The organism is Blautia sp. MB18-30, from assembly GCF_023669475.1.
Lineage (GTDB): Bacteria > Bacillota > Clostridia > Lachnospirales > Lachnospiraceae > Blautia_A > Blautia_A fusiformis.
Map to the genome: position 1 here is coordinate 40,712 of NZ_JAMOYY010000022.1, position 9,389 is coordinate 50,100.

Sequence of the window (9,389 nt, forward strand, 5' to 3'; positions counted from 1 at the left end):
GGATCCTATGCGGGATATTTTCTGTTATTCCTGACATGATTTGTTAAATAATTGTTCATTGTTTTTATAACAGGAAAGTGGTAGAATATATACCATATGTGATCCAGTATAACGGATATCAACAGAGAACTGGAATGATCCAAAATTGGACAGATCAGAGACAGCAGTCTTATTCGAATAAAATGATTGGAGCAGAAACATGAATGTTTTTTCAAAAGTATTTGGAACCCGCAGCCAGCGTGAGGTAAAACGTATCATGCCGCTGGTTGAAAAAACCGAGAGCTATCAGTCTCAGATGCAGCAGCTTACGGATGAGCAGTTACGAGACAAGACAAGAGAATATAAGAAACGTCTTGCAGAAGGTGCAACACTGGATGATCTTCTTCCGGAGGCATTTGCCACCGTACGTGAGGCAGCCAAACGTGTACTTGGAATGGAGCATTACCGTGTACAGATCATCGGTGGTATCATCCTTCACCAGGGCCGTATCGCCGAGATGAAAACAGGTGAAGGTAAAACTCTTGTTTCCACACTTCCTGCATATCTGAATGCCCTTGAGGGTAAAGGTGTCCACATCGTAACCGTCAACGACTACCTGGCAAAACGAGATGCTGAGTGGATGGGTAAGGTTCACGAGTTCCTTGGCCTGACTGTAGGCGTGGTACTTAACGACATGAAGCCGGAAGAGCGTCGTGCGGCATACGGATGTGACATCACATACGTAACAAACAACGAACTTGGATTTGATTATCTTCGTGACAATATGGTCATCTATAAAGAACAGCTTGTTCAGAGAGATCTTCACTACTGTATCATCGATGAGATCGACTCTGTCCTGATCGATGAGGCACGTACACCTCTGATCATTTCCGGACAGAGCGGCAAGTCCACCAAGCTTTATGAGGTGTGCGATATCCTTGCACAGCAGCTGGAGCGTGGTGAGGCCAGCCATGAGATGACCAAGATGGCAGCCATCATGGGTGAGGAGGTTATCGAGACCGGTGACTTCGTTGTAAATGAGAAAGATAAGATCGTCAACCTTACCGAGCAGGGTATCAAGAAGGTTGAGAAATTCTTTAATATCGAGAACCTGGCAGATCCGGAAAACCTGGAGATCCAGCACAACATCATCCTTGCACTTCGTGCACATAATCTGATGCACAAGGATCAGGATTATGTTGTAAAAGATGACGAGATCCTGATCGTTGATGAGTTTACCGGACGTATCATGCCGGGCCGTCGTTACTCCGATGGTCTTCATCAGGCGATCGAGGCGAAAGAGCATGTGAAGGTTAAGAGAGAGAGCAAGACTCTCGCAACCATTACCTTCCAGAACTTTTTCAACAAATATGACAAAAAAGGCGGTATGACAGGTACAGCCCTCACCGAGGAAAAAGAGTTCCGTGATATCTACGGCATGGACGTTGTAGAGATCCCGACCAACCGTGTAGTACAGCGTAAAGACCTTGACGATGCTGTTTACATGACAAAGAAAGAGAAATTCAACGCCGTTGTAGAGGCAGTTAAGGAAGCTCACGCAAAACATCAGCCGGTACTGGTTGGTACGATCACCATCGAGACTTCTGAGCTTCTCAGCAGAATGCTGAAGAGAGAGGGAATCCCCCACAATGTATTGAATGCCAAGTTCCATGAGCTTGAGGCTGAGATCGTAGCTCAGGCAGGACAGGCAGATGCCGTTACCATCGCGACCAACATGGCAGGCCGTGGTACCGATATCAAGCTTGACGATGTGGCAAGAGAGGCCGGCGGTCTGAAGATCATCGGTACCGAGCGTCATGAGTCAAGACGTATCGATAACCAGCTCCGTGGACGTTCCGGACGACAGGGAGATCCGGGTGAATCCCGTTTCTACATTTCCCTTGAGGATGACTTGATGCGTCTGTTTGGTTCCGAGAGACTGATGAAGGTGTTCACATCCCTTGGTGTTGAGGAGAATGAGCAGATCGAGCACAAGATGCTTTCCAATGCCATCGAGAAAGCTCAGGAGAAGATCGAGTTCAACAACTTCGGTATCCGTAAAAACCTTCTCGACTATGACCAGGTTAACAATGAGCAGAGAGAGATCATCTATGAGGAGCGCCGCCAGGTACTTGACGGTGAGAATATGCGTGATGCCATCTATAAGATGATCACAGATATCGTAGACAGCATGACAGACATGTGCTTTTCCGATGACATGGATTCTTCTGAGTGGGATCTTAATGAGTTTAACACTGCGATCACTCCGATCATCCCGATCCACCCGCTGACCGCAGAGAAGGTAAAAGGCCATAAGAAAGATGAGATTAAGCACATTGTGAAGGAAGAGGCTGTGAAGCTTTATGAAGCGAAGGAGGCTGAGTTCCCGGAACCGGAGCAGCTTCGTGAGCTTGAGCGAGTTGTCCTTCTGAAATGCATCGACAGCAAATGGATGGATCACATCGATGATATGGAAATGCTCCGTCAGGGTATCGGTCTGATGGCATACGGCCAGAGAGATCCGGTTGTTGAGTACAAGATGAACGCATTCGAGATGTTTAACAGCATGATCAGCTCCATTCAGGAAGACACTGTACGTATGCTGTATCATGTTCATGTGGAGCAGAAGATCGAGCGTGAGCAGGTTGCTAAGGTAACCGGCACAAACAAAGATGACAGCGCAGGCCCGAAGAAACCGGTTCAGCGAAAAGAAGATAAAGTATACCCGAATGATCCGTGCCCATGCGGAAGCGGCAAGAAATACAAACAGTGCTGCGGACGTAAGGCTGCCAAGATCTGAGAAGGAAGATAAAAATAGTCTCACCCGGATGATGTGGTGGGGCTATTTTTTCTGGGATTTCTGTTACATAGGAACAGAGTACAGCGAATATTAAATAATAGTCATATAGACTTGTCTGATTTTTTATATGCTGCGTTGTCGTCAATCGCCGTAGCCACCGCTACGCTTCATTCTCCCGCCCTGCATATGAGAAAGTCATCCTGCGTCAATAGAGCAGATACTTAATTTTCGCTGTAAGAGAAGGGACATGATAATATGGCAATTATAAAAACTGCAATTCTTCAGACACATGTATATACTGATAAATTTCGCAATATCACCCAGGCAGCAGAACTTCTTGCCAGCCCGGAGCTTCAGGGGATCGATCTGGCAGTCCTGCCCGAAATGTTCTGTTGCCCCTACGAGAACAAATACTTCCCGGAATATGCGGAACCAGAGAGGGGATATACCTGGGAAAAATGTTCCCGACTGGCGGCAGAACACGGAATTTATCTCGTAGCAGGAAGTATGCCGGAGAGAGATGAAGCCGGCAATATTTATAACACTTCCTATGTCTTTGACAGAAATGGTCATCAGATCGGTAAGCACCGGAAGATGCATCTTTTTGACATTGATGTAAAAGGCGGCCAGTATTTTAAAGAATCCGATACTCTGACACCGGGAGACCAGGTGACGGTTTTTGATACAGAATTTGGAAAGATGGGCCTTTGCATCTGTTACGACTTCCGTTTTCCGGAGCTTGCCAGGCTGATGGTGGACGAAGGCGCCCAGGTAATCATCGTGCCGGCTGCTTTTAACATGACAACAGGGCCCCTTCACTGGGAGCTGATGTTCCGCCAGAGAGCCGTGGATAACCAGGTATACACCATCGGAGCTGCCCCCGCCAGAGACCTGAACGCCGGGTATCATTCCTGGGGCCACTCCATTGCCGCAGACCCCTGGGGAAAAGTCCTCATGGAGATGGAAGAGAAGCCGGCTGTGAAGGTTGTGGAACTGGAACTGGACGAGGTAAAAAAAGTCCGTGAGCAGCTGCCGCTTCTGAAGCACAGGAGAGGGGATATTTACGCCCTGACCACGTTTTCGTTGTAATTTCCATGCCCATATGGTATTGTATAAGACAGGCAGGAAATCCTGTATCAATATATAGAAAGAAGGTGAAGCTGTGGTTGAGTTAGATCAGTTCAAGAGTATTCTTGCAACATACACAGAGCCATTAGTGGAAGTGAGGGATTCACTTTGACCTCGCTAACAAAGAGCAGAAGGTCGAAGAATTAGAGCGCGAGATGGAGGCGCCTGATTTCTGGGATAATGCGGAAGCATCCCAGATGAAGATGAAACAGTTAAAGAGTCTCAAGGACGATATTGAGACATACCATAATCTGGAAACACAGATGGAAGATATGGAAACCATGATCGAGATGGGATATGAGGAGAATGATCCAGAGATCGTCCCTGAGATCCAGGAAATGCTGGACGAGTTCCAGGCAAGCTTTGACAGCATCCGTGTGAAGACACTCCTTTCCGGAGAGTACGACGGAGAGAATGCCATCATCAAGCTGAACGCAGGAGCCGGCGGTACAGAAGCCTGCGACTGGTGCGGAATGCTTTACCGTATGTACAGCAGATGGGCGGAGAAGAAAGGCTTTGCGCTGGAGGTCCTGGATTACCTTGACGGTGATGAGGCCGGTGTGAAATCCGTAACCTTCCAGGTGAACGGAGAGAACGCCTACGGTTATCTGAAATCCGAGAAGGGTGTTCACCGTCTTGTACGTATTTCTCCGTTTAATGCAGCAGGAAAGAGACAGACCTCTTTTGTATCCTGCGATGTTATGCCGGATATCAAGAAGGATCTGGATGTTGAGATCAATGATGACGATATCCGTATCGATACCTACCGAAGCAGTGGTGCCGGTGGACAGCATATCAACAAGACATCCTCTGCGATCCGTATCACCCATTTCCCGACAGGAATCGTGGTACAGTGCCAGAATGAACGTTCTCAGCACATGAACAAGGACAAGGCCATGCAGATGCTGAAGGCCAAGCTGTATCTGCTGAAACAGCAGGAAGCCGAGGAGAAGCTTTCCGGCATTCGAGGCGAAGTGACAGATATCGGCTGGGGAAACCAGATCCGTTCCTATGTCCTGCAGCCATACACCATGGTAAAAGACCATAGAACCAATGAAGAAACCGGTAATGTTGACGCAGTTCTGGACGGTGGTATTGACATTTTTATCAATGCATACCTGAAATGGATCGCGCTGGCGAAAAAGAAAGAATAACATTACTGTCACGGAACCCCATAAAGACAGAGAAAAGGACTCCGCAGGCAAAAAAGCGCTTGTGGAGTTTCTTTTATTATGATAATATATCTCTTGTACAAAAACAGTTGTCTTTATGAAACGGACAGGAGGCTGCTGGCCACAATGTGAACAGCAGTTAGAGAGGTTGCTATGCAGAAACAGGTTGAAAAGAAAAAATACTATGTAGTAAGAGAACGGGCAGTGCCGGAGGTACTTCTCAAGGTGGTTGAGGCCAAGAGACTGCTGGAATCCAAACGGGTGGCTACTGTTCAGGAAGCTGCTGAAAGGACCGGGATCAGCCGCAGTTCTTTTTACAAATATAAGGACGATATTTTTCCTTTCCACGAGGAGACCAAGGGAAAGACCATCACCTTTATCATTCAGATGGACGATGAGCCGGGGCTTTTATCAATGGTGCTGCAGACGATTGCCCGTTTTCACGGTAATATCCTGACCATACATCAGAGTATTCCCATTAACGGAGTCGCAACGCTGACGCTGAGCGTTGACATCCTTCCGGGAGAAGGTGACGCAGAGGCTATGGTGGAGAATATTGAGCAGAGAGACGGTATACACTATTTGAAAATTTTAGGCAGGGAGTAAGCATATGATAAACATAGCAGTATTAGGCTACGGTACAGTAGGAAGCGGAGTTGTTGAAGTCATCAACACCAATCATGAGAGCATTAACAAGAGAGCTGGAGATGAGATTAACATCAAGTACGTTCTTGATTTAAGAGATTTTCCGGGAGATCCGGTTGAGAAAGTTCTGGTTCATGATTATGAAGTGATCGTAAACGATCCGGAGGTAGATATTGTTGTTGAGGTTATGGGCGGGATCGAGCCGGCTTATACCTTTGTAAAAAGAGCGCTTCAGGCAGGAAAGAGCGTAAGCACATCCAATAAGGCTCTGGTAGCCAAGCATGGTTCCGAGCTCATGGAGATCGCAAAAGAAAAAAATATCAATTTCCTTTTTGAGGCAAGCTGCGGCGGCGGTATCCCGATCATCCGCGCACTGAATTCTTCACTGACAGCAGATGAGATCGATGAGATCACAGGAATCCTTAACGGAACCACCAACTACATGCTTTACAAGATGAGCACAGAGAACTGTGATTTTGATACGGTTCTGAAGGAAGCTCAGGCAAAGGGCTATGCAGAGGCAGATCCGACTGCAGACGTAGGAGGTGCTGACGCATGCCGTAAGATCGCCATCCTTTCTTCACTTGCATACGGAAAATTCCTGAATTACGAGGATATTTATACAGAAGGAATCACAAAGATCACACCGGCAGATATGGAATATGCAAAAGAGCTTGGCATGACTATCAAGCTTCTTGCCACAAGCCGCAGGATCGGAGATTCTTTCTATGCAATGGTAGCGCCGTTCCTGGTAGGCCAGAGTAGCCCGCTTTACAGTGTAAATGATGTGTTCAATGCAGTATTTGTGCACGGAAATGTTCTTGGAGATGCCATGTTCTACGGAAGCGGAGCAGGTAAGCTTCCGACTGCAAGTGCAGTAGTTGCAGATGTTGTGGATGAAGCAAAGCATCTCCACAGAAATATCATGACAAACTGGAGCAGCTATGCCCTGAAGCTTATGGATATGGATGAAGTTGAGGGACGTTTCTTCGTACGTGTGTCTGATACTACTATGGATGAAGTGGAAAAAGCTTTTGGTGATGTACAGACCATCGAGCCGGATGACCTTCCGGACGAATTCGGATTTATCACACCGGTGATGAAGCAGGCTGAATATTATGAGAAGATCAGCAAGCTCACCGGAAAAGTACTGGCAATGATCCGTGTAAAGGATTGATGTCGAAGGGAAGAAAAGAACATGTTGATTGTAAAAAAATTCGGCGGTACTTCTGTGGCAAACAAAGAGCGTATCTTTAATGTTGCCAGAAGATGTATCGAAGATTACAAAAAAGGAAACGACGTGGTGGTCGTGCTTTCTGCAATGGGTAAGTATACCGATGAGCTGATCACCATGGCAAAGGATATCAATGACAAACCTCCGAAACGTGAGATGGATATGCTTTTTACCATCGGAGAGCAGATGTCAGTGGCACTGATGTCCATGGCTATGGACAGTCTGGGAGTACCGGCTGTTTCTCTGAACGCCTTTCAGGTAGCTATGCACACAACAAGTGCACATAGCAGCGCACGCCTGAAAAAGATCGATGCGGCACGTATCCGCAGAGAGCTGGATAACCGCAGGATCGTTGTGGTCACAGGCTTCCAGGGCATTGATAAATATAATGACTATACCACACTTGGACGTGGCGGTTCTGATACCACAGCTGTAGCTCTTGCGGCAGCGCTTCATGCAGATGCCTGTGAGATCTATACCGATGTGGACGGTGTTTATACCGCTGACCCGCGTAAGGTTCCGAATGCCCGCAAGCTCAAGGAGATCACTTACGATGAGATGCTGGATCTGGCAACTCTGGGTGCGGGAGTGCTTCATAACCGTTCTGTGGAGATGGCAAAGAAATACGGCGTGCCGCTGGTGGTACGTTCCAGTCTCAACAACAGCGAAGGAACTGTGGTAAAGGAGGAAGTAACAGTGGAGAGAATGCTGATCAGCGGTGTTGCTCTGGATACAGATGCAGTACGTATTGCTGTGATCGGACTTAAAGATTCACCAGGAGTGGCATTTAAGCTTTTTGATACCTTGGCTAAGAAAAATATCAATGTGGATATGATCCTTCAGTCTATCGGCCGTGCCGGAACCAAGGACATTTCCTTTACTGTTGATAAAAATGATTTGGACGATGCAATGGGTGTTCTGGAAGCTAACCAGGCACGCATCGCTTATTCTGAGCTTCATGCGGAGAAAAACATTGCCAAGCTTTCTATTGTAGGAGCAGGTATGATGAGCAATCCGGGTGTTGCTGCAAAAATGTTCGAGAGCCTTTACAATGAGGGTGTGAACATCAATATGATCGCAACATCTGAGATCCGTGTGACGGTTCTCATTAACGAGAAAGATGGCGTACGTGCCATGAATGCGGTACATGATGCGTTTAATCTTGCAGACTAAACAGATGTGAAATATGAGAATATGATATATCTGAAGTAAAAAATGACGGGGCGGAGGCTTGGATGAGTCTCCGCCTTCTATAACGAAGGGATACAGAATTATGAGAAAAAATCTGAAGGGCTGTAAGAAGCTGGCAGGGGAAACTCTGGCCGGTAATTTTACGGTCCCTGTGATCGGGAGTATTGCGGTTGCGGCGATGAGCGCAGTTTCAAGCTATATTTCTACAGCACTTTTTCCGGGAGATTCCCTGTATGCGATCATTGGAGGAGAGGTATTCAGCTTTGTCCTTTCTCTGGTGATCTGTATTTTTTCCGCAGGACTTTACCGGATCTATCTGAATATTTCCAGAAGGGAAGCCTACTCTTTCGGAGACCTTCTGTACTTTTTCAGCCATCAGCCGGATCATGTGATCGTGGCATCCTTTGTGCTGGCATTGATCAATCTGGTGACATCACTTCCACTGGCGTGGTTTTCTTTTACAAGCAATATGGGAAATACAACGGAGGAGCAGATGAACTGGGCAGTAACTTACATGCTGCTCACACTTCTCGGGTTCGCGCTGAACCTGCTGGCAGCTATGCCGTTCACCATGAGCTATTACATCCTGTCCGATAATTCGGACATAAAAGGAGTGCAGGCACTGAAAGCCAGTGCAAAGCTTATGAAGGGACATTACTGGGAATATATGAAAATGCTCTTAAGTTTTGTTCCGTGGATCATTTTTTCCATATTTACATTGTATCTGGCACTGATCTGGCTGGTGCCTTATATAGAAACCTGTATGGCAGTTTTCTATCGGAATATTTCCGGAGAGTTTGATGAACCTCCGGTGGATTCTTATCCCCCGGTAACTCCGATCCCGCAGTTCCACGATGAAACCGAAGCCTGATCGCCTTCCGGAGGATGTTTTCCCTTTCCGGGAGGATGCATGAAACGCAGGTGATGCCCTTTCCGGGAGGATGCATGAAACGCAGGTGATGCCCTTTCCGGGGGATGCTTGAGACGCAGGTACTTTCCCTTTCAGGGGGACCATTTTGGCATGGGCAGGTACGAGGGGGAAAGCACTCAAAGTTGCGAAGCCCGCTTTTCCCCCTCGAGCTCCCCCTTTCCGGGCACGCAGCTATTGTAGGCTGTAGAAATATGTGAAGATATTGGAGGGGCGATGGATTCTACTACGTTGGCTGTGGAAGGTTGAGCCGATTTATGCTGACGTAAATATATTGGCGAAGCCTGTTCCTGAATAACAGCGATACACCAC

The 9,389-nt window shown here is 47.2% G+C and carries 7 protein-coding genes; all 7 read left to right on the plus strand.

Features of this window, described 5'->3' with window-relative positions; translation table 11 throughout:
* Positions 1–199: 199 nt before the first annotated feature.
* The 7 genes from secA to NCY57_RS11155 all read left to right on the plus strand — a co-directional run bounded on the left by secA (position 200) and on the right by NCY57_RS11155 (position 9,020).
* Entirely contained in the window at positions 200–2,779 is a 2,580-nt protein-coding gene (gene secA / locus NCY57_RS11125) for a preprotein translocase subunit SecA (RefSeq protein ID WP_021652694.1), read from the plus strand.
* Between the two features lie 255 nt (positions 2,780–3,034).
* Positions 3,035–3,868 (plus strand): carbon-nitrogen hydrolase family protein, encoded by an 834-nt coding sequence (locus tag NCY57_RS11130; protein ID WP_173758940.1) that lies wholly within the window; start codon positions 3,035–3,037, stop codon positions 3,866–3,868.
* Between the two features lie 73 nt (positions 3,869–3,941).
* Positions 3,942–5,061, plus strand: a protein-coding gene (gene prfB / locus NCY57_RS11135) for a peptide chain release factor 2 (RefSeq protein ID WP_110104007.1) whose coding sequence is annotated in 2 segments (ribosomal slippage) — positions 3,942–4,016 and positions 4,018–5,061 — 1,119 coding nt in all. Because the reading frame shifts where the segments join, the coding sequence is not laid out codon by codon here.
* Between the two features lie 171 nt (positions 5,062–5,232).
* Positions 5,233–5,685: an ACT domain-containing protein gene (locus tag NCY57_RS11140; RefSeq protein WP_021652696.1), complete on the plus strand. Its 453-nt coding sequence runs from the start codon at positions 5,233–5,235 to the stop codon at positions 5,683–5,685.
* A 4-nt stretch (positions 5,686–5,689) separates the two neighbouring features.
* On the plus strand, positions 5,690–6,901 hold the full coding sequence (locus NCY57_RS11145) for a homoserine dehydrogenase (protein WP_021652697.1): 1,212 nt from the start codon (positions 5,690–5,692) through the stop codon (positions 6,899–6,901).
* Positions 6,902–6,922: 21 nt separating this feature from the next.
* Complete coding sequence (locus NCY57_RS11150) at positions 6,923–8,131, plus strand: aspartate kinase (protein ID WP_021652698.1); 1,209 nt, start codon at positions 6,923–6,925, stop codon at positions 8,129–8,131.
* A gap of 100 nt (positions 8,132–8,231) precedes the next feature.
* Entirely contained in the window at positions 8,232–9,020 is a 789-nt protein-coding gene (locus NCY57_RS11155; protein WP_092069774.1) for a DUF975 family protein, read from the plus strand.
* The last annotated feature ends 369 nt before the right edge of the window (positions 9,021–9,389 follow it).

Bases quoted from the DNA above. Each gene is read 5' to 3' on its own strand.
- NCY57_RS11145 (WP_021652697.1), top strand. From the start codon at position 5,690: ATGATAAACATAGCAGTATTAGGCTACGGTACAGTAGGAAGCGGAGTT.
- secA (WP_021652694.1), top strand. From the start codon at position 200: ATGAATGTTTTTTCAAAAGTATTTGGAACCCGCAGCCAGCGTGAGGTA.
- NCY57_RS11130 (WP_173758940.1), top strand. From the start codon at position 3,035: ATGGCAATTATAAAAACTGCAATTCTTCAGACACATGTATATACTGAT.
- NCY57_RS11140 (WP_021652696.1), top strand. From the start codon at position 5,233: ATGCAGAAACAGGTTGAAAAGAAAAAATACTATGTAGTAAGAGAACGG.
- NCY57_RS11155 (WP_092069774.1), top strand. From the start codon at position 8,232: ATGAGAAAAAATCTGAAGGGCTGTAAGAAGCTGGCAGGGGAAACTCTG.
- NCY57_RS11150 (WP_021652698.1), top strand. From the start codon at position 6,923: ATGTTGATTGTAAAAAAATTCGGCGGTACTTCTGTGGCAAACAAAGAG.